We start from the raw sequence: 18445 nt of genomic DNA, 5'->3' as shown, positions 1-18445 counted from the left end.
ACATCAGACTCGGCCTCCACGGCGGTCCCTCGACCGCCGGGGTTCGAGGGACCAGGGGTTTCGGAGATCCGGGTCGCTGCAACCGGAATATGTCCGGCTCAAGCGACCCGCACCTCGAAATCGGGGTCCGGGTCGAGTTAGCGTCGATATACGACGCTAAAACGACCCGGACCCCCAATCGAGCGTCCTTCGGGCCCGAACCCTCAAACCCCAGGGTCGACGGACGCCCCTTGAGGCCCGGATTAATGTCTTGATGCGCTGTTAAATCCCCGCCGCCGGCAGCGCCCACCACGACGATCCACGCACACGGCGGTCGCCACGCCACACCGCTCTCACACCCTTTGATGAGCGAAGAACCACCAACGCCCCGCGCACCACCATCAACGCCGAGGCTCACGCGGACGACGACCGCCCCTCCGCATCCCGCAGCCGCGCCAGCACGTCCTCGCTCCACTCGTGCGTGCGCAGCAGCCGGTAGCGGTCGGATCCAACCCGCAGATAGGCGTCGGCCTCGGTCCCGGAGCGACCCAGCATCCCCGCGTCGCGAAGCAGCGTCACCACCGGCACGTACTCCTCCTCGTACCAGCGCCGCGCCAGCTCGCGCCGATCGATCAAGCGCGAATGCTCCTGACACCACCGCCAGCCCCAGGCCTCGACGTTCTCCGCCAGCCTCCCGAAGTCCCACGGATCGCTCGGCCGCACCCGCTCGCGCGCCTCACGCGGCAGCGGCACGCGCTCGAAGAAGACGCGCTCGTGGGACTTCAGCGGCAAGTCGGCGCGCAGCAGGTCCCGCCCGGCGCCCACGCGGGTCACGACGTCGGTCACGTGCGCCTCGATGTCGCCATGACCCAAAGCCCGTGCGACCGACACCCGATGGTGCCCGTCGCGGACGAAGTACGCGTCGCCGACCCGGTAGACATCGATCGGCGGCATCGGCTCGCCGCGCCGCATCGCCGCCGCGATCCGCTCCCAGCGCGCGCGCACCGCCGGCGACGTCGGCCGGAAGTGCCGGTCAAAGCCCTGCAACTTGTCGACCGTCCCGACGATCGCATCCAACGGGATGACGCGAAGCCCCGCGTCGCGCTCTTGCAGGCGTCCCAGCGCGCCGACGACCTCGTCGAAGGGCAGGATGTGGTCGACGTCGCCGGGCTCGCGCCGCATCCACCGCAGCAGGCGGGACAAGGCCAGGCGGCGGCGCGCGCGCAGGAAGTCGTCCTGGGCGTCGGCACCTGCCATGCCGGTGGTGCGCGGGGGCACCTTCAGTGTCTACCCGCCAGATGGCACCCCCGACCGCGTGCTCCACATCGGACAACGCTGATGCCGAACCGTCGACCGCGAGGCCGAAAGCGCGTTGACTGGGGTGCGTAGGCGTTACTAGGTTTGGACGATCCGGTGAAGGGCCACACGAGGAGGGCCATGTAATGGAGGGGTCACCGACCGCCGCCCCAGATGCGGGCGAGCGCCCCGGCGCGCAAAACGCGTCGGCGGAAGCGGACATCCGTCTCGAGAACGTCACGAAGCGCTTCGGCGACGCGGTCGCCGTCGACGACTTGACGTTGTCGATCGAACGCGGCGCGTTCTACGCGCTGTTGGGCCCGTCGGGCTGCGGCAAGACGACGACGCTGCGCATGATCGGCGGGTTCGAGGACCCGACCGCGGGCGTGGTCTACCTGGGCGGCCAAGCCGTCACAGACCTGCCGCCCTACAAGCGCGACGTCAACACGGTCTTTCAGTCCTACGCGTTGTTCCCGCACTTGAGCGTCGAGCGCAACGTCGCCTTCGGCCTGGAGCGCAAGGGCGTCGCCAAGGCCGAGGCCAAGACGCGCGTCGGCGAGGCGCTGGAGATGGTCCAGCTCGGCCCGCTGGCCAAGCGCAAGCCCGGCCAGCTCTCCGGCGGCCAGGCCCAGCGCGTCGCGCTGGCCCGCGCGCTGGTCAACCGCCCGCGCGCGCTGCTGCTCGACGAGCCGCTCGGCGCGCTGGACCTGCGCCTGCGCAAGCAGCTCCAGATCGAGCTCAAGCGCATCCAGCAGGAGGTCGGGATCACGTTCGTGCACGTGACCCACGACCAGGAGGAGGCCATGTCGATGGCCGACACGATCGCGGTCATGAACAAGGGCCGGATCGAGCAGGCCGGCACCGCCGAGGACCTCTACGAGCGCCCGCACACCGCGTTCGTCGCCAACTTCCTCGGGATCTCGAACCTCGTCGACGGCAAGGTGCTGGAGCGCGGCGCCGAGATCGCGCGCGTCGAGACGCCCGACGGCACGGTCTCCGTCCCGTGCGCCCGCATGGACGAGGCGCCCGGCGATGCGGTCCGCATCGGCGTGCGGCCCGAGAAGGTCGAGCTGGTCCCGGCCGCCGACGGCGTCCCCGCTGGCCGCAACGCCTTGCGCGGCACGGTCACGGTCGCGTCGTTCCTCGGCGTGTCGATCCAGTACGTGATCACCGCGCCGGGCGGGGAGGAGCTGACGGTCATCGCGCCCAACAGCGGTGCCGCGCAGCCCGCGGGCCTGGGCGTCGGCAACGAGGTCCTGCTGACCTGGGACCCGCAGCACACCTTCGTCGTCACCCGGGATGCCTGAGCAGCCGCGCGACGCCGACGTCGAGCGGGCGCTGGAGCGCCTGCTCTTCGACGAAGGCGGCCCGGACCACGTCGGCGGCGTCAACCGCCGGCGCTTCCTCGGCCGCGGCGGGGCCGCCGCCCTCGGCCTGACCGCCCTGGGCTCCGCGCTGGCGGGCTGCTCGATCGAGGGCGAGGCCCAGAACGCCGTCGACGCCAAGAAGAAAGTCACGGTCAACCACCCGAAGGCCTCGATGGCCGGGATGGTGTGGGCGAACTGGCCGCTGTACATCGACGAGCACTCGCTGAAGACCTTCGACAAGCGCTACGGCACCAAGGTCAAGTACGTCGAGGAGATCAACGACAACTTCGAGTTCTTCGGCAAGGTCCGCCAGCAGCTGGCGACCGGGCGCGACATCGGCCGCGACATCGTGACGCTGACCGACTACATGGCCGCCCGCTGGGTCCGCGACGGCTACACGACGCCGCTGGACAAGAAGAACATCCCGAACATCAAGAACCTGGTCTCCAACCTCAAGTCGATCAACTACGACCCGCAGCGCACCTACACGCTGCCGTGGCAGTCCGGCGGCACCGGGATCGGCTACAACCCCAAGAAGACCGGGCGCAAGCTGGAGAGCGTCAACGACCTCTTCGACCCCGCCTTCAAGGGCCGCGTGACGATGCTCTCCGAGCCCTACGACACCGCCTGCCTGGTGCTGCTGGGCATGGGGATCGACGCGTCGAAGGCCTCGATCGACGAGATCCTCAAGGCGATCGACAAGATCAAGACCGCCAAGGACGCCGGGCAGATCCGCCGCTTCACCGGCAACGACTACACGACCGATCTGGCCAAGGGCAACGTCTGGGTCTCGGTCGCCTACTCCGGCGACCTCGTGCAGCTCCAAGCCGACAACCCCGACCTGGAGTTCATCTACCCCAAGGAGGGCGCCATGTTGTTCACCGACAACATGATGATGCCCAAGCCGGTGAGCCATCCGTATGGGGCCGAGGTGCTCATGAACTATTACTACGAGCCCGAGGTCGCGGCCAAGGTGGCGGCGTACGTGAACTACATCACGCCGGTGAACGGGGCCAAGGAGGTCCTGCTCAAGACCGACCCCGACATCGCCAACAACCCGCTGATCTTCCCGCCCGACGACGTCCGGGCCCGGCTGCACGCCTATCCGGCGCTGACGCCCGCCGAAGAGCGCGAGATGCAGTCGGCGATGGCCGACGTGACAGGGGCCTGAGCCGATGCTGCGACTGAGCCTCCGCACCCGCCGCTCGCTGCTGCCCTACCTGTTCCTCGGGCCGGGCCTGCTGTGGCTGATCGTCTTCTACGCGATCCCGCTGGTCAACCAGCTCGGCGTGTCGCTGATGACCGGCAACCCTGAGCAGGGCTACACCCTGCAGTGGCACTGGGCGACCTACTCCGACGCGATCAGCGACTACTCCACGCAGTTTGGCCGCTCGATCCTCTACGCCGGCATCGCCACGGTCCTGTGCGTGATCATCGCCTTCCCGCTGGCCTACTTCATGGCCTACAAGGCGGGCCGGTGGAAGAACTTCATGCTGCTGCTGGTGATCCTGCCGTTCTTCACGTCCTACGTGCTGCGGACGGTCTCCTGGCAGCTGATCCTCAACGACAACGGCTGGGTCGTCGCGCGGCTGCAGGACGTTGGGCTGCTGAGCAACGACGGCCGCCTGCTGGCGACGACCAAGGCCGTGATCGCCGGCATCACCTACAACTTCCTGCCGTTCATGGCGTTGCCGTTGTACGTCAGCCTGGAGAAGATCGACCGCAGGCTCATCGAGGCGGCCACCGATCTCTACGCGAGCCGCACCACCGCGTTTCGCAAGGTCACCCTGCCGCTGGCGCTGCCCGGCATCTTCGCCGGCTCGTTGCTGACGTTCATCCCGGCCTGCGGTGACTTCATCAACGCCGCGCTGCTCGGGACGCCCAAGCAGTACATGATCGGCAACGTCATCCAGAGCAAGTTCCTCAACATCCTGGACTACCCGACGGCCGCGGCGCTGTCGTTCATCCTGATGACGGGGATCCTGATCGGCATCCTGCTCTACGCCAGGGTGCTCGGGACCAAGTCGCTGCGGGAGGCCGTGTGATGCTCAACAACAACCGCCTGCGCAACGGGTTGCTCGGGGTCTGGTCGGGGCTCGCGCTCCTGTACCTGTTCATCCCGATCTTCATCGTCATCCTCTACTCGTTCAACGACAACAAGGGGCGCTTTAACTTCACGTGGCAGGGCTTCACGCTGAAGCACTGGGCGCACCCGTTCTCCAACAGCGACCTGACGACGGCGCTGCAGAACTCGTTGATCATCGCGCTGGCGACGACGGTCATCGCCGTCGCCCTGGGCACGTTCATGGCGCTGGCGCTGGTCCGCTACGGCTTCCGCGGCAAGGCCGTGACCGACATGTTCGTGTTCTTGCCGCTGGCCACGCCCGAGGTCGTCCTCGGCGCCGCGCTGCTGGGCCTGTTCCTGACCGCGCACGTCGACACGGGCATGGTCACGATCATCATCGCCCACGTGATGTTCACGGTGTCCTACGTGGTGGTGACGGTGAGAGCCCGACTAGAGGGCATGGACCGACATATTGAGGAAGCGGCGATGGACCTCGGGGCCGCCGAGTGGACGACGTTCCGCAAGGTGACGCTGCCGATGATCGCGCCGGGCGTGGCGTCGGCCGCGCTGCTGGCCGCCGCGATCTCGGTCGACGACTACGTCGTGACGTCGTTCAACGCCGGCTCGACGCAGACGTTCCCGCTGTTCATCTTCGGCGCGACGCGCCAGGGCGTCCCGGCAGAGGTCAACGTGCTGGCGACGATGCTGCTGCTGTTCGTCCTCGTCCTGATGGCCTTGAACGTCTTCCTCCAGCGCTACCTGGCCAAGCGCGACCGGGTGGCGACCGGGATCGACATCCCGGCTGAGCAGCTGGCGGAGGCGGGCGCGCGGGGTTAGCGCCGGGCTGGACACGGGCACTACGCTCGCGCCATGAGCGCCGTGCCCACGTCTCCCTCCGATGCCCCGGCGCCGCCCGCGCTGAAGAGCGGAGCCATCAGCTACATCTCGGGCGTCGTCATCGCCGTCGCGTCGACGGCGCCCGGGTACAGCCTCGCGGCGACGCTCGGTTTCATCGTCGCGGTCACCGGCATCGGGCTCCAGGCGCCGGCCGTCATCCTGCTGGCGTTCATCCCGATGGGCTGCATCGCCGCGGCCTACAACTACATGAACCGCGCCGACCCCGACTGCGGCACGACGTTCTCGTGGGTCACGCTCGCGCTCGGGCCGAGGATCGGCTGGCTGTCGGGCTGGGCGGTCCTGGTCGCTGACGTCCTGGTGATGCCCAGCCTCGCGTCGATCGCCGGCTTCTACTCCTGCCAGCTGGTCGGCGTCGAGGACCCGTCGACGCTGACGGTCGCGGTCATCGGCGTGATCTGGATCCTGCTGATGACGGGCATCTGCTACATCGGCATCGAGCTGTCGGCGCGCACCCAGCAGCTGCTGCTGGGGATGGAGTTCCTCACGCTCGCGCTGTTCGCGGTCGTCGCGCTGGTCAAGGTGTACACCTCGGATCCCGAGGGCTCGATCCACCCGAGCTTCTCGTGGATCAACCCCTTCGAGATCTCCAGCGCGGGCGCGCTGGCGGGCGGCATCCTGCTCGGCATCTTCATCTACTGGGGTTGGGACTCCGCGGTCAGCGTCAACGAGGAGACCGAGGACGGCGCGACCTCCTCGGGCAAGGCCGCCGTCGTCTCGACCTTCATCCTGCTCGGGATCTACGTGTTCGTCGCGATCGCCGCGCAGGCCTTCGGCGGCGTCCAGTCGCTGATCGACAACCAGGACGACGTCTTCGCGCCGATCGGGAACGCCGTGCTCGGCAGCCCGTTGGACAAGCTGTTGATCATCGCGGTCCTGACGTCGGCCAGCGCGTCGACGCAGACGACGATCCTGCCGGCGACGCGCACGTCGCTGTCGATGGCGCGCAAGGGCGCGCTGGCCAAGCGCTTCGGCACGATCCACCCGCGCTACATGACGCCGTCGGTCTCCACGATCTGGATGGGCGCCGTGTCGATCATCGTCTTCGTGGCGCTGATGGCGCTGAGCGAGAACCTGATCGCCGACGCCTTCACCTCGCTGTCGCTGACGATCGCCTTCTACTACGGGATCACCGGCGTGGCGTGCACGTGGTTCTACCGCCGCCACCTGTTCGCCTCGGCGCGCAACTTCCTCTTCCTCGGCTTCCTGCCGATGCTCGGCGCGACGATCCTGGGCTACGTGTTCGTCAAGGCGTCGATCGAGTACTCGGCCTCCGACGGCGGCTACGCCAAGGCGGTCTTCGGCATCGGCTCGCCGGTGGTCATCACCATCATCATGATCCTGCTCGGGCTCGCGCTGCTGGCCTATCAGTACGGCACCCAGCCGGAGTTCTTCAAGCGCAAGCCCGAGCCGGTCGACCCGGAGATCGCGGCGACGGTCACCGACCGCGTCGCGCGCAAGGAGGCGGTGTCGTCGTGACGCTCGTGGTCGGCTACGACGGCAGCGACGGCGCACGTGCCGCCTACGCCACGGCGCTGGACCTGGCCGGGCGGCTGGGGGAGGGCGTGCACATCGTGTTCTCGTTCGAGTCGCCGCGACTGGGCGGCGAGCTGCACGACCTCGACGACGCGATCCGTGAGCGCGGCGAGGCGGTCGTCGGCGAGGCCCTGGCGACGGCGGCCGCCGCCGGCGTCGTCGTGTCCTCCGACGTGCGGATGCAGGATCCGGCCGCGGGCCTGATCGCGGCGGCCGACGAGGTCAGCGCGTCGATGATCGTCGTCGGCTCCAACGGCGAGCGGCCGCTGAAGTCCGTGCTCGTCGGCTCGACGCCGACGCGTTTGCTGCACCTCAGCGCACGACCGGTGCTGGTGGTGCGCGCACAAGCGTAGGCTGGCGCGCATCATGCGCGCAGTCGTCATCACCAAAACCGGAGATCCGTCGGTCCTGAAGGTCGAGGAGCGGCCGGACCCGCCATCGCCGGGACCGGGGCAGGTGAAGATCGAGGTCCGTGCCGCGGGCGTGAACTTCGCCGACACGATGGCGCGCGTCGGCCTGTACGAGGACGCGCCGCCGCTGCCGGCCGTCGTCGGCTACGAGGTCGCGGGGACGATCACCGCGCTCGGCGAGGGCGTCGACCCGGCCCGCCAGGGCCAGCGCATGATGGCGGGCACGCGCTTCGGCGGCTACGCCGAGCAGGTCGTCGTGACGGCGTCCGACGCGATCCCGCTGCCGGACAGCCTGAGCTTCGAGCAGGGCGCCGCGATCCCCGTCAACTACGCGACCGCCTGGGCCGGGCTGCTCGGCTACGGCTCGCTGCGCCCCGGCGAGCGCGTGCTGATCCAGGCCGCGGCCGGCGGCGTCGGCATCGCCGCCACGCAGCTGGCCAAGCACGCCGGCGCCGAGGTCCACGGCACCGCGTCGCCCGGCAAGCACGCGGCGCTGGCCGAGCAGGGCGTCGACCGCGCGATCGACTACCGCCGCGACGGCTGGTGGAAGGACCTGCCGAAGTACGACCTGATCATGGACGCGATCGGCGGCAAGTCGTTCCGCACGTCCTACAACCTGCTGCGCCCCGGTGGGCGGCTGGTCGCCTTCGGCGCCTCGTCGGTCCACCAGCACGAGAAGCGCAACCTGCGCAACGCGCTGCCGCACGCCGCGCGGATGTTCCGCGGCTTTGACCTCATCAAGCAGATGGGCGAGTCCAAGGCCATCATCGGGTTGAACATGCTGTCGCTCTGGGACGACCGCGGCACGCTGGAGCCGTGGATCTCGCCGCTGGACGAGGCGCTGGCCTCCGGCGTGGTCAAGCCCGTCGTCCACGCCGCGATCCCGTTCGCCGACGCGCCCGAGGCCCACCGGATCATCGGGGCGCGCGAGAACGTGGGCAAGGTCGTGCTGGTTCCGTAGAAGTCGCCGTGCGACCTTGCTAGGCTCAGACCCAAGTCCATGTCGTTCCTCTTGCTCGACCTCCGGCTTCTTCTCCTCCCCCGCTAGGGGGAATAGCAGCGCGTGGCGGCCGCCAGAAGCCGCGAACCAGCACGAAGAAGAAGCCGCAGCACACGAGCCCATCTGAGAACGGAGTAGCAACGACATGTCCCTGGTCCCTGAAGATCCGAACCGCGTCCTGCTGTTCGACACGACCCTGCGCGACGGCGAGCAGTCGCCCGGCATCTCGCTCAACGCGGCGGAGAAGCTCGAGATCGCCCAGCAGCTCGCGCGCCTGGGGGTCGACATCATCGAGGCCGGGTTCCCGATCGCCTCGCCCGGCGACTTCGAGGCCGTGCGGACGATCGCGCGAGAGGTCCAGGGTCCGGTGATCTGCGCTCTTGCCCGCGCCAACGCGGCCGACATCGATCGTGCTTGGGAGGCGATCCAGGACGCCGAGCGACCTCGGATCCACACGTTCCTGAGCACGTCCGACATCCACATCCAGCACCAGCTGCAGTCCACGCGCGAGGACGTCAAGGGTCTGGCGCGCGCCTCGGTCGCCCAGGCCAAGGCGCTCTGCGAGGACGTCGAGTTCTCGCCGATGGACGCGACGCGCTCCGAGCCGGCCTTCACCGCCGAGGTCCTGCGGATCGCGCTCGAAGAGGGCGCGACCACCATCAACATCCCCGACACGGTCGGCTACGCGACGCCGGACGAGTACGCGGAGTTCCTGACCGAGCTCTACGAGCTGGTTCCGGGCCTGCGCGACGTCGTCGTCTCGACCCACTGCCACGACGACCTCGGGCTGGCGGTCGCCAACTCGCTGGCCGGCGTGCGCGCGGGCGCGCGGCAGATCGAGTGCGCCGTCAACGGCATCGGCGAGCGCGCCGGCAACGCGTCCCTGGAGGAGCTGATCATGCTCCTGCACACGCGCCGCGATCGCCTCGGCTACACGACCGGCGCGGTGACGACCGAGATCGCGCGCACGTCGCGGCTGGTCTCGCGGCTGACCGGCTACAGCGTCCAGCCCAACAAGGCGATCGTCGGCAAGAACGCGTTCGCGCACGAGTCCGGGATCCACCAGGACGGCGTGCTGAAGGCGCGCGAGACCTACGAGATCATGGACGCGCGGTCCGTCGGCCTGGACGCCAACTCGATCGTGCTGGGCAAGCACTCCGGCCGCGCGGCGCTGCGCCAGGCGCTGGAGGACCTGGGCTACAAGATCGACGGCTCACAGCTCAAGCTGGCCTTCGAGCGCTTCAAGGAGATCGCCGACCGCAAGAAGCAGGTCACGGCGATGGACCTCGAGGCGCTGGTCACCGACGAGCTGCGCGCCGACGAGTCGCAGGCCGGCTACGCGCTGGAGTGGTTCGAGGTCGAGGCCTCCAACCAGCGCCCGCCGTTCGCCAAGGTCGCCGTGCGCACGCCGGACGACTCCGTCGTCGAGGGCACGTTCAACGGCGACGGCCCCGTCGACGCGATCTTCCGCGCGATCAACTCCGCCACCAAGATCGACGCGCGCCTGCGCGAGTTCCGGGTCGACGCGGTCACGGGCGGCCAGGACGCGCTCGGCGAGGTCTCGGTGGTCGTGGAGCTCGGGTCGCCCGAAGACGCGGTCAAGCACGACACGCCAGGCGTGCTGAGCGGCAAGCGCGTCACGGGCGCCGCGCAGGCGGTCGCGCCGGACATCATCCACGCCGCGGCGATCGCCTACGTGCGCGCGCTCGGGAACGCGGTGGGCAAGGCCCAGGCCGCGGCCACCGACGCCGAGCTCGCGCAGACGCCGTAGCCGCGTAGGCCGTAGGCACGGACATGGACTTGCTCGACGCCGCCGCGGTCGCCGCGACGGCGTCTGAGCTGGTCCGGGTCCCGAGCGTCACCGGCGACGAGCGCGCGGTGCTAGAGCGCGCGGCTGCGCTCGCTTCGGCGCTCGGGCTTGAAGCACGGCTTGTGGAGCACGACCTCGACGCCGTGCGTGGCCACCCAGACTTCCCCGGCGAGGAGGCGCCGCGGACCGAGCTGCTCACCCTCCGCGTCCGCGCGCCGTCCGCCGTCCCCGCCGCCGACCGCCCGCGCCTCGCGCTCTGCGGTCACCTCGACGTCGTCGGCGTCGGCTCGGAGCCGTGGTCGTACGGCGGGCCGTGGTCGGGCGCGATCGACGGCGGCTTCCTCCACGGGCGCGGCAGCGCCGACATGAAGGGCGGGGTCGCTGCGGCGCTGCACGCGCTCGCGGCGGTGGGCGGCAACACGGAGGTCGTGCTGGTCTCCGGCGAGGAGGACGGCGGCGCTGGTGCCTTCGCGGCGTTGTTGGAGGACTTGGCGTTCGACGGTTGCGTGATCCCCGAGCCGACCGGCTTTGACGTCGTCTGCGCCCAGGCCGGCGCGCTGACCTTCACGGGCACCGTCCACGGGCGCGCCGCACACGCCGCGCAGCGCCTGCACGGCGTCTCGGCGATCGACCGCTACATGTCGATCCACGCGGCGCTGGCCGAGTTGGAGGCGTCGCTCAATGCCGACGTCGCCCACCCGCTGATGGCGGAGCTGCCGCTGCCGTATCCGCTGGTCGTCGGGCAGCTGCGGGCGGGGGAGTGGTCGTCGTCGGTGCCGGACCGGCTGGTCTTCGAGGGCCGCGCGCCGGTGCGGGTGGGCGAGTCTCCCGAGGCGGCGCGGGAGGCAGTGGTGGAGGCGATCGCTGCCGCGACGCCCGCAGACGGGCTGGCGGTGGAGGTCGAGTGGACCGGCGGCCAGTTCGCCTCCGCGCAGACCCCGGCCGACCATCCGCTGGCCCGGCTGGCGCTGGACGCGGTCGCCGCGCACGGACCGGGCGTCCAGGCCGCGCGCGTGGCCGGCGTCCCATGGGGCGCCGACATGCGGCTGTGGTGCGCGGCGGGCGTACCGACGGTGATGGTCGGCACGCACGGCATTGAGGTCGCGCACGCGGTCGATGAGCGCGTGTCCATAGAGGAACTTGGAGCTTTGGCCAGGATTTTGGCTGCGATCGCGTCAAGTTTCGCGGACTGACCTATGCCCTCGGTCAGTTGTCTCCGCCGGGGCGGTCAGTAGCTTTACGTACGGCTGGACTGCCGTTTCAAGGGAGAAGCAGGAATGCAGGGACGTGTTTGGGGGCGCGGCGCCATTGCGATGGCCCTGCTGCTCACGGCGTTGGGAGCGCCGAGCATTTCCATGGCCGAGCCGAGCTCGGTCGTGGGCCAATGGAGGTTCGACGAGCCCGTGGGGCAGGTCGCGCTGGACGACGGCCCCTACGCGCTGGACGGTCGCCTCGGGCTGACCGACGGCGTCGACTCGCGCGATCCCGGCCGCATCGCGGGCGTCGACAGCGGCGCGCTGCACTTCGACGGCCACGCGCTCGTGCGCCTTCCGGCGGCCCCGCAGCTCAAGCCTGCGACGCTCACGCTGGAGGCCGTCGTTCGCGCCGGTCAGAGCCCGGGCTCCTACCGCTACGTCGTCTCGCACGGCGCGCAGGGTTGCGTCGCCGGCGCGTACGGCTTGTACACGGCCAAGGACGGCGGCATCGCGTTCTACGTCTTTGACGGCGACTCCTATTACTTGACCGCGGCGGTCAAGCCGTCCGACGTCTGGAACGGCGCCTGGCACCACGTCGCGGGCGTGTTCGACGGCGCCACCGTCCGGCTGTTCCTGGACGGTCACCCGGTCGGGACCGCCTTCCCGGCGCCCAAGCCGATCGCCTACAGCTTGACCTCCGCCGACCACTTCATCGGCACCTACCAGGGCACCTGCGCGCTGCCGTTGACCGGAGACGTCGACCTCATCCGCATGTGGCAGGGGGCGCTCGCGCCCGACTACCTGGCCTCGCTCTCCGACACGGCGCTGACTCCGCAGCCGACGCTTGGGCCACCGACGACGGACGTCCCGTCCGCCAACCAGTCCGAGAGCGACGGCGAGGCGCCCGGCACCCGCTCGACGATCGAGCCGATCGCCCCGGGCACCGTGTTGCCGGCACCGGCTGCGGCCACCTCGGGCGCCGCCACGACCTCCACGCCCGGCGCACCCGCCCGCGCCTGCCAGGTCAAGCCCTCCTCGACGCGCGTGACCCTCGGCCGCACCACGACCGTGACCGTTCGCGTCGCCCTCCGAGGCGTACCGCTCAAGAACGCCCGCGTCGTCGCTATGGCGGCCTCAAACCGCCGCGTCGCGGCCGCTAGCACCAACTCCGCGGGCGCGGCCAAGCTCAAGGTCAAGGTCGCCAAGCGCGGCACGATCCGCGTCAAGGTCGCGGGCCGCGCCGACTGCGGCGCCGCGTCGCTGACGGTGGTCAAGGCGAAGGCGAAGGCCGCGAAGTAGAAGGAGCGCCGGCCCTGCGTCCGGCGCGGTCCCAGAGGATGTCGGCGGTGACCCGTCCAAGCGACGGGCGCCGCAGCGCGTCCACGATGCACGCGGCGACGTCGGCGCGCGACACGCGCACGTTCGGGCGCAGCGGCTGCGGCGTGGGCGAGAGGACGACGCGCTCCGGGTAGGAGCCGCGGTCGGTGAGGACCGCAGCGCGCAGGATCAGGTAGTCCAGCCCGCTGCGGCGGACCAGGTCCTCGGCGCTGCGCTTGTGCGTTAGCGCACCGCCCTTGACGAGGTTGAGCGCGTCGCCGAGCACCGAGGTGCGGGTGACGCCCATCGAGGACATGAACACGACCGCGGACGCCGAGCTGCGGCTGGCGGCGAGCAACAGGTCGGCGGTTCCGTCCACCACCAACTCCTCGTGCCGGCGGCTACGCAGGACGTCGCGCGTGCCGGCCGTGTGGACGATGGTGTCGATGCCGTCGACCGCGGCCTCGATCGCCGCCGGGTCGCGCAGGTCTCCGCCCGCGACCTCGACCGCGCTGGGCAGCCGCCGCCGCGCTTCGCCGGGCCGCCGCGCGAGCACGCGCACCGCGTGGTCCTCGGGCGCGAGCCGCCGGACGACCTCGGCGCCCGTGCCGCTGGTCCCGCCGATGACGAGGATGCGCCTCATCCGCGGGCGCGGGACCGCAGCCGCTGGCCGCCCGTGCGCGGCAGCGCGCCGCCGACGCGTGCGCGGTACACGGCGTAGTCGGCGCCGAAGATCTGACCGCAGCGCGCGTCCTCGAAGCGGACGTAGAACGGGATCGCGAGCACGTTGACGGCGCTCAGCAGCAGCGCCTGGCTCGTCCCGGTGACGATCGCCGCGCCCATCGACAGCACCACGCCGCCTACGAACAGCGGATGCCGGATCTCGCGGAACACGCCGCCGCGCTCCAGCAGCGGCGGAAGCGCCTCGTACTCACGGACGAACAGCGTCCCGGCGATCCCGAGCCGTCGGACGCCCAGCACGACCAGGCCGAAGCCCGTCACGGCGACGACGCCGCCCACGACCACGCCGAGCGCCGTGACGCGCGGCCCGCCGACGACCGCCTCGAACCCGGGCCGCGCGATCTGCGCGAAGCTGCACCCGATCCCGGGCAGGATCTCCAGGTAGAACGCCGGCCGGAACGCGCCGGCGCCGAAGCCGCGCATCCACGCCCGGCGCGACCGCGGGAACACGCCGCCCAGCCAGACCAGCCAGGTCGCCCACAACACGGCGTGGACGACGGCGATCGGCACGCCGAGCACGGCTGCCGCCAGATGGGCGAGGACCAGGAACGCCGAGGTCGTCGCGCCGATGACGCCGACCAGCCACGCGACCGACCACCAGCGGGCGCGAGTGAATCCGAGACCTCGCAGCAACTCCGCCATGGCCGCTCAGCTCACCGGCCTGGCGGCGGCGATGACGGAGGCCAGACGCCGTCCGGCGAGGGTGACCAGCCAGCGGGCCGTGTCCGGGTCTGGCTCCTCGGCGGCGCCGACCATGACGATCGTGGAGATCCCTCGCCCGTGTAGACGTTCGACCTCATGGACCTTCAGCGCCATCTGGGTCTGCACGGGCCCCAGAGGCCCGTCGGCGATCCGGGTGATCTGGCCCGTCAGGACACTGCGGCGCAGGCCGTCGGCCGTGCGGCGTTGCTGAACGGGACGCAGATCGCGGGTGAACTCGCTGCCCTGGTCACGGACCTGGGTCGAGACCTGGAGCTGAAAGCAGGCGCGGCCGTCAGGCGCGTTCATCGCTCGCCAGGCGCGGCGAGCGGCGGCAGCGTCCTCGAACAGCCAGACCGTCTGCTGGATGTTGACGTTGCCGCGCGTGAACGATTGCGACGCGTCGTGGCCGACGACACCCGCGAACGTCCCGCCGGAGCGGCAGCGCGTCCGTCGCGAGCCGGGGTCGGCGGCCCAGTCGTCCGAAAGGTCGTTGGCGCGTAGGAGCGCGGCGTGGGCGAGTTGGGCGTCGACCGTCTGGGTCGCGGCAGCAGGAGACGGGGAGGCCTCGGCGCGGCCGGGCGCCGCGTCGTTGGACCCTCCGCAGCCGATGAGCATCGCGCCGGCGGCGGCGAGCGCTGTTACAGATGCGACGTCGCGGTTCATCACCCAGTTGCCTTGCGGCGATTGTCTTGGGGCGGCGAGGCCCAAAGCCAGAGCCGCGTGGCACGGGCACAGCGTTGACTTCTGCTGAGCAGGCGCCGGAAGATCGACATCATCGTGAGCGCCCGCCCACCCCGTCCTGCTGCTCCGTCGCTGGTCGGTGTGGACTTGGGGCGGCGCTTCGAGGACGGGGAGAGCCATGTGCAGGCGCTGGCGGGCGTCGATCTGGTCGCCGCGCCGGGGGAGTTGCTGGCGATCGTCGGCCCGTCCGGATCGGGCAAGTCCACGTTGTTGCACCTTCTTGGTGGCCTCGATCGACCCGACACGGGCCGCGTGCTGCTCGAGGGGCAGGAGATCTCGCGGCTGAGCGGGCGGCGGCTGGCGCTGGTGCGTCGGCGGCGGATCGGGTTCCTGCTTCAGTTCTACGGGTTGCTGCCCGGGCTGACCGCGGTGGAGAACGTGGCCTTCCCGTTGCTCCTCGACGGCGTCCGCGACGCGCAGGCGCGGGCGCTCGCTGCGTTGGCAAGCGTTGGCCTGGAGCATCGCGGTGCGCATCGGCCGTCTGAGCTTTCGGGCGGCGAGCAGCAGCGGGTGGGCCTGGCGCGAGCCGTGGTCACGCGGCCGGCGATCGTGCTCGCCGACGAGCCGACGGGCAGCCTCGACTCGGCGACCAGCCGCGTGATCTTCGACCTGCTGCGCGCGACGGCGGCGGCCGCGACCAGCGTGGTCGTGGTCAGCCACGATCCGCTCGTCGAGCGGTACGCCGATCGGCTGGTGCGGTTGGAGGACGGCGTGGTCTGCGCCGCGGCCTCGCCGCCGCCGTCCGTGACGTCGACGCCCGCTGTCACGGTCGGCTGAGCAAACGGGATGACCGCGGTCCTCACGGTCCTGCGGTACGTGAACCTGCGCGACGTGCGGCGGCGGCCGCGCCGCGTCCTGCTCAGCGTGCTCGGAATCGCCGGCAGCGTCGGGCTGATCTTGTCCATGTTGGTCATCCACGCGACGCTGGAGCGGACGGTCGCGCGGACCTCGGGGCTGCCGCAAAGCACCGGGCTGGTGGTTGCGGCGGCGAGCGGCGGACCGCTGGCCGCCGACACGGCCACGGCGATCCGCGCGGTGCCGCGAGTGGGTGCGGTCGTGCCGATCGTCCGGCAGGTGACGCGGCTGGCGTCGGGGGAGGGCAGGGGCGGCGCTGCGAGCGAGCGCGTCGTCGTCCTCGGGCTGCCACCGCGCGGCTTCCGGCTCCTGGACGACACGCTGCGGGCGCGGGGGCGGTTGGCGGGCGACGCGGCCGCCGGCGGGCTCACGCTGTCCGGGCCGTTGGCCGCGGCGCTGGGGGCACGGGCCGGCGGGACGGTGACGCTCGACACGCCAGGCGGACGCGTGGCGGTGCGGGTGAGCCACGTGCTCGCGCCCCACACGGGTGCGACGTTCAACGGCGGCGTCTTCGCGATCCTCGGGCTGGCCGCGGCGCAGCGGCTGTTCGATCACCACCGGACCGTCGACTTGATCTATGCCTACCCGGGCGCGAGCGCGGGCGGATCGCAAGAGGCGCTGCGGCGGGCGGTGGACGCGGCGGTCGGGCCGGGCGTGACCGTGGAGCGCCCGGAGGTCCAGCAGGCGGCGTTCGCGCGGACGTTCGACGCGATCGCGGGAACGGTCGGCGTGGTCGCGCTGATCGGGCTGCTGATCGGGATCTTCTTGGTGTTCAACACGGTGGCGATGTCGGTGGCCGAGCGGCGGCGTCTGATCGCGATCGCCGGGCTGGCGGGTGCCGGCCCGGGCGCGCTCGTGGTCGCGTCGGTCCTCGAGGCCGCGCTGGTCGGGGCGGTCGGCGGCGCGGTCGGCGTGGGGCTCGGGTACGCGGTCGCGCAGGTCGGGATCGCTCACGTCGAGGCGACCTACGCCGGGGTGCTGCCGGTGACCGAGGCGGGCGACGTCCAGCTGTCGGTGGGCGAGGTCGTCGCCGGGGTGGGGATCGGCATGGTGGTGGCGATGGCGGGGGCGGCGCTCGCGGGTCGGCGGATCCTGGCGGCGGCGCCCGCGAGCGGCGTGCGTCCGGCGGAGTCCTACGCGGTCGCGGCGGCGTATCTGCGCGGGTCCGCGCCGCTGGCGATCGGGGGCGCGGCGGCGGTGGCCGGCGGGCTGGTGCTGGCCGCGAACGCGTCGTCGGGGTTGGCCACGGGCTGGACCGTCGTGGTGATGGCGTTGTCCTTGATCGGCGTGGGCCTGGTCCTGCCGCTGCTGGTACGAGGCGTGGCGGGCGCCGTGGGGGCGGGGGTGCTGGGACGGATCGGGGTCGCGGGACGCTTGGCGGCGGCCGGACTGGCGCGGGCGCCGGGACGGACCGTGCTGACGGTGGCGGCGCTGACCGCGGCGCTGGCGGTGACGGTCGCGGTCGGGACCGGGACGCGGTCGTTCGAGCGCGAGGCGCGGCAGGTGGTCGGCAACTGGACGGCGGCGCCGCTGTACGTCCGGGCGCCGGGCGCGGGGCCGCTGATGTCCGATCAGCCGCTGCACGCGTCGCTGGCCGGTGGGCTCGGGCGCGTGCACGGGGTGGAGGCGGCGTACCCGATGCGGTTCGTCCTGCTCGGGCAGCGGACGCACGTGGCGGTGCTGGCGATGCCGATCGTGGCGGCGGCGCGGCGCGGCGACGTGCTGACGCGCGATGTCCGACCCGGCGATCGCGCGACGATCGCGGCGCTGGCGCGCGGGGAGGTGGTGGTGTCGCGGCTGCTCGCGCGGCGGCGGGGCGTCGGCGTGGGGGATCGGATCCGGCTGCCGGTCGCCCACGGCGATGGGCGGTTCACCGTGGCCGGGCTGTTCAACGACATCAACTCAGACGACTCGCTGTACATGGACCTGACGACATTCCAGCGGGTGACCGGCGATCGCGACGCGGACCGCTTCGCGCTCTTCCCGGTACGTGGCGCGGCCGTTGACGACGTTGCCGCAGCGACCCGTCAGTTGCTCGCACGAAGGGACGTCGGCGCGACCGTCGCGACCGGGCCGGAGCTGACGACGCTGGTGGTGGACACGGTCCGTGGGCTGTTCTCCTTCGCGCACCTGGCGCTGCTCGCGGCGTCGTTGGTCGCGGCGCTGACCATCACCAACACCTTGCTGACCGCGACGCTCGAGCGCCGCCGTGAGCTGGCCGTGCAACGGATGCTCGGGATGCGGCCGCTGGCGATCGCCTGGTCGATGTTGCTGGAGGGCGCGGCGCTGGCTGCGGTCGCCGCGGTGATCGGGATCGGCGTGGGGCTGGTGCTGGGGTTCGTGGTCCTGCAGCTGGCGGAGGGACAGCTCGCGTGGCGCATCGGCCTGCACCTCGACCTGGGGCTGGTGGTCGGGGCGCTGGTCACGGCGCCGGTGCTCGGCGCGGTCGCGGCGGCGTATCCCGGGTGGTTGGCGACGCGCCCGTCGCTCGTGTCGGTCCTCAAGGACGAGTGAG

The 18445-nt window shown here is 71.3% G+C and carries 16 protein-coding genes; 12 read left to right on the top strand and 4 right to left on the bottom strand.

The window, feature by feature from the left end; genetic code table 11:
• Nucleotides 1–393: 393 nt before the first annotated feature.
• Nucleotides 394–1236 (bottom strand): chromosome partitioning protein ParB, encoded by an 843-nt coding sequence (locus ACT01A_RS03610; protein ID WP_445152791.1) that lies wholly within the window; start codon nt 1234–1236, stop codon nt 394–396.
• A 185-nt stretch (nt 1237–1421) separates the two neighbouring features.
• Here ACT01A_RS03610 and ACT01A_RS03605 point away from each other — a divergent pair, with 185 nt between their 5' ends.
• From ACT01A_RS03605 to ACT01A_RS03560, 10 genes are all read left to right on the top strand, one after another.
• Nucleotides 1422–2582 (top strand): ABC transporter ATP-binding protein, encoded by a 1161-nt coding sequence (locus tag ACT01A_RS03605; RefSeq protein WP_445150878.1) that lies wholly within the window; start codon nt 1422–1424, stop codon nt 2580–2582.
• The gene (locus ACT01A_RS03600) at nt 2575–3813 is read left to right on the top strand and encodes a polyamine ABC transporter substrate-binding protein (RefSeq protein WP_445150877.1); all 1239 of its coding nucleotides are present in this window, start codon (nt 2575–2577) and stop codon (nt 3811–3813) included. Before ACT01A_RS03605 ends, ACT01A_RS03600 begins: the two co-directional genes overlap by 8 nt.
• Before the next feature lie 4 nt (nt 3814–3817).
• Nucleotides 3818–4687: an ABC transporter permease gene (locus ACT01A_RS03595; RefSeq protein ID WP_445150876.1), complete on the top strand. Its 870-nt coding sequence runs from the start codon at nt 3818–3820 to the stop codon at nt 4685–4687.
• Nucleotides 4687–5544, top strand: coding sequence for an ABC transporter permease (locus ACT01A_RS03590; protein ID WP_445150875.1), 858 nt, complete (start codon nt 4687–4689; stop codon nt 5542–5544). Before ACT01A_RS03595 ends, ACT01A_RS03590 begins: the two co-directional genes overlap by 1 nt.
• A gap of 33 nt (nt 5545–5577) precedes the next feature.
• On the top strand, nt 5578–7101 hold the full coding sequence (locus ACT01A_RS03585; protein WP_445150874.1) for an APC family permease: 1524 nt from the start codon (nt 5578–5580) through the stop codon (nt 7099–7101).
• Nucleotides 7098–7511: a universal stress protein gene (locus ACT01A_RS03580; protein ID WP_445150873.1), complete on the top strand. Its 414-nt coding sequence runs from the start codon at nt 7098–7100 to the stop codon at nt 7509–7511. The genes ACT01A_RS03585 and ACT01A_RS03580 overlap by 4 nt, the downstream gene beginning before the upstream one ends.
• Before the next feature lie 13 nt (nt 7512–7524).
• Entirely contained in the window at nt 7525–8529 is a 1005-nt protein-coding gene (locus ACT01A_RS03575) for a zinc-binding dehydrogenase (RefSeq protein WP_445150872.1), read from the top strand.
• Between the two features lie 184 nt (nt 8530–8713).
• Complete coding sequence (locus ACT01A_RS03570; protein ID WP_445150871.1) at nt 8714–10339, top strand: 2-isopropylmalate synthase; 1626 nt, start codon at nt 8714–8716, stop codon at nt 10337–10339.
• A 23-nt stretch (nt 10340–10362) separates the two neighbouring features.
• A complete protein-coding gene (locus ACT01A_RS03565) occupies nt 10363–11571 on the top strand; it encodes a M20/M25/M40 family metallo-hydrolase (protein ID WP_445150870.1) in 1209 nt (402 codons plus the stop codon).
• A gap of 162 nt (nt 11572–11733) precedes the next feature.
• Nucleotides 11734–12873 carry a LamG domain-containing protein gene (locus ACT01A_RS03560; RefSeq protein WP_445150869.1) on the top strand — a complete coding sequence of 380 codons (1140 nt, stop codon included), beginning with the start codon at nt 11734–11736 and terminating at the stop codon, nt 12871–12873.
• Here ACT01A_RS03560 and ACT01A_RS03555 read toward each other — a convergent pair.
• From ACT01A_RS03555 to ACT01A_RS03545, 3 genes are read right to left on the bottom strand one after another with little or no spacing between them, the layout of a single operon-like run.
• A complete protein-coding gene (locus tag ACT01A_RS03555; protein WP_445150868.1) occupies nt 12845–13534 on the bottom strand; it encodes an NAD(P)H-binding protein in 690 nt (229 codons plus the stop codon). The two genes, ACT01A_RS03560 and ACT01A_RS03555, sit on opposite strands and share 29 nt — an antisense overlap.
• Entirely contained in the window at nt 13531–14274 is a 744-nt protein-coding gene (locus tag ACT01A_RS03550; RefSeq protein ID WP_445150867.1) for a methyltransferase family protein, read from the bottom strand. Before ACT01A_RS03550 ends, ACT01A_RS03555 begins: the two co-directional genes overlap by 4 nt.
• A 6-nt stretch (nt 14275–14280) precedes the next feature.
• A complete protein-coding gene (locus ACT01A_RS03545; RefSeq protein ID WP_445150866.1) occupies nt 14281–14997 on the bottom strand; it encodes a hypothetical protein in 717 nt (238 codons plus the stop codon).
• A gap of 114 nt (nt 14998–15111) precedes the next feature.
• On the opposite strand from ACT01A_RS03545, the gene ACT01A_RS03540 reads away from it, so the two are divergent.
• Both ACT01A_RS03540 and ACT01A_RS03535 read left to right on the top strand, forming a co-directional pair.
• Nucleotides 15112–15852, top strand: coding sequence for an ABC transporter ATP-binding protein (locus ACT01A_RS03540; protein WP_445150865.1), 741 nt, complete (start codon nt 15112–15114; stop codon nt 15850–15852).
• A gap of 9 nt (nt 15853–15861) precedes the next feature.
• On the top strand, nt 15862–18444 hold the full coding sequence (locus tag ACT01A_RS03535) for an FtsX-like permease family protein (RefSeq protein ID WP_445150864.1): 2583 nt from the start codon (nt 15862–15864) through the stop codon (nt 18442–18444).
• Nucleotide 18445 lies beyond the last annotated feature (1 nt).

The sequence above is a fragment of the Baekduia sp. Peel2402 genome (genome assembly GCF_052567285.1).
This window is presented reverse-complemented; position numbering and strand designations above follow the sequence as displayed.

Bases quoted from the DNA above. Each gene is read 5' to 3' on its own strand.
- ACT01A_RS03610 (WP_445152791.1), bottom strand. From the start codon at position 1,236: ATGGCAGGTGCCGACGCCCAGGACGACTTCCTGCGCGCGCGCCGCCGC.
- ACT01A_RS03605 (WP_445150878.1), top strand. From the start codon at position 1,422: ATGGAGGGGTCACCGACCGCCGCCCCAGATGCGGGCGAGCGCCCCGGC.
- ACT01A_RS03600 (WP_445150877.1), top strand. From the start codon at position 2,575: ATGCCTGAGCAGCCGCGCGACGCCGACGTCGAGCGGGCGCTGGAGCGC.
- ACT01A_RS03595 (WP_445150876.1), top strand. From the start codon at position 3,818: ATGCTGCGACTGAGCCTCCGCACCCGCCGCTCGCTGCTGCCCTACCTG.
- ACT01A_RS03590 (WP_445150875.1), top strand. From the start codon at position 4,687: ATGCTCAACAACAACCGCCTGCGCAACGGGTTGCTCGGGGTCTGGTCG.
- ACT01A_RS03585 (WP_445150874.1), top strand. From the start codon at position 5,578: ATGAGCGCCGTGCCCACGTCTCCCTCCGATGCCCCGGCGCCGCCCGCG.
- ACT01A_RS03575 (WP_445150872.1), top strand. From the start codon at position 7,525: ATGCGCGCAGTCGTCATCACCAAAACCGGAGATCCGTCGGTCCTGAAG.
- ACT01A_RS03570 (WP_445150871.1), top strand. From the start codon at position 8,714: ATGTCCCTGGTCCCTGAAGATCCGAACCGCGTCCTGCTGTTCGACACG.
- ACT01A_RS03565 (WP_445150870.1), top strand. From the start codon at position 10,363: ATGGACTTGCTCGACGCCGCCGCGGTCGCCGCGACGGCGTCTGAGCTG.
- ACT01A_RS03560 (WP_445150869.1), top strand. From the start codon at position 11,734: ATGGCCGAGCCGAGCTCGGTCGTGGGCCAATGGAGGTTCGACGAGCCC.
- ACT01A_RS03555 (WP_445150868.1), bottom strand. From the start codon at position 13,534: ATGAGGCGCATCCTCGTCATCGGCGGGACCAGCGGCACGGGCGCCGAG.
- ACT01A_RS03550 (WP_445150867.1), bottom strand. From the start codon at position 14,274: ATGGCGGAGTTGCTGCGAGGTCTCGGATTCACTCGCGCCCGCTGGTGG.
- ACT01A_RS03545 (WP_445150866.1), bottom strand. From the start codon at position 14,997: ATGAACCGCGACGTCGCATCTGTAACAGCGCTCGCCGCCGCCGGCGCG.
- ACT01A_RS03535 (WP_445150864.1), top strand. From the start codon at position 15,862: ATGACCGCGGTCCTCACGGTCCTGCGGTACGTGAACCTGCGCGACGTG.